1 protein-coding gene is annotated in these 730 nt (G+C 54.7%); it reads right to left on the bottom strand.

What is annotated here, in order from left to right; all coding sequences use genetic code 11:
* On the bottom strand, nt 1–698 hold a 698-nt coding region (locus ACRYR9_RS19775), incomplete at its 3' end, for a phospholipase effector Tle1 domain-containing protein (RefSeq protein ID WP_432540230.1).
* Nucleotides 699–730: the final 32 nt, after the last annotated feature.

Raw genomic sequence — 730 nt, forward strand, 5'->3', positions numbered from 1 at the left:
ACGAGCTCCTTCATCTTGCCTTCTTCGAGAAGATCATCACCGCCAGTTGATGCGTGACTCACTGCATTGAGAACCTGCAACATACCCCAGTGAATGCGCGCTTCTCCACCTGCCGCATATGCCTTACCCGCATCCGTCTCTGCGTTCTCGCCAATCTCTTTGAACTCTGTCCCAACACCGGGCACGTAATATCGAAAGTACTCAGATTGGTCGTTGCGATGGGCGTTAAACAGAACCACGACATTCGAATGCGACTTCGACGGCATGTCACGCTTCATGTTGTTGTTGGTGCCATCGAAGAACAAGCCGACGTGTATCTCCCTCGTGCAGCTAAGGCTTTGCTTATCCCCGATATCGGCAGTCCCCGCACGATCACACAACTCACTCAAGGTCGGCTTGCGCTCCCCACGAGAGTCTGAAGACGGCAGGTCAGGGCTGTAGCTCTTGCCGCCCGGCGGGTTGTCCCACCAATCGTCCTTCGGAGCATTCTCAAGCGGGCGGTATGTCGACTGCCATGTCGCAGCTTTTCCTGGTCCATTTACTCCCGCTGGGTCGTACCACAACAGAATCTGCTGCCCTGTACTCTTGAGCAAACACTCCGCCGTGTATGTGGATAAGTTTTTGAAATACCGACAGCGTCGGTCACGCGTGCTTATATCAAAGCTAATCTCGTACCAGCCAGGACGGAACGCGCTCATTCTTCCTCCTTCGGAAGCACAGGTGGAGGCGG

Origin of the sequence: Kineococcus auxinigenes (assembly GCF_050871525.1) — a bacterium.
Lineage (GTDB): Bacteria > Actinomycetota > Actinomycetes > Actinomycetales > Kineococcaceae > Kineococcus.